The organism is Massilia sp. CT11-108 (assembly GCF_047302915.1).
GTDB lineage: Bacteria > Pseudomonadota > Gammaproteobacteria > Burkholderiales > Burkholderiaceae_D > Telluria > Telluria orientalis.
The window spans coordinates 1-287 of record NZ_JBKYMO010001452.1 but is presented as its reverse complement, the minus strand read 5'-3'; the positions used below and the strand labels follow the sequence as shown (position 1 = coordinate 287).

Here is a 287-nt window from a genome sequence, read left to right as displayed (position 1 = left end):
CCGTCGCGCAGGTCGTCGCGGTCGACTGAGGTGATCACGACGTAGCGCAGGCCGAGCGCCGCCACCGTGCGCGCGAGCCGTTCCGGTTCCGCGGCATCGAGCGGATCGGGCCGGCCATGGCCCACGTCGCAGAACGGGCAGCGGCGCGTGCACTTGTCGCCCATGATCATGAACGTGGCCGTGCCCTTGCCGAAGCATTCGCCGATGTTCGGGCAACTCGCCTCCTCGCACACCGTCGTCAGCGCGTTCGCGCGCAGGATGGCCTTGATCTCGAAGAACCGCGACGA

At 69.0% G+C, this 287-nt stretch carries 1 protein-coding gene; it reads right to left on the bottom strand.

The window, feature by feature from the left end:
* Positions 1-287, bottom strand: a 287-nt coding sequence (locus tag ACEN88_RS35225; RefSeq protein WP_413347057.1) for a radical SAM protein, incomplete at both ends; no start/stop codon positions are given.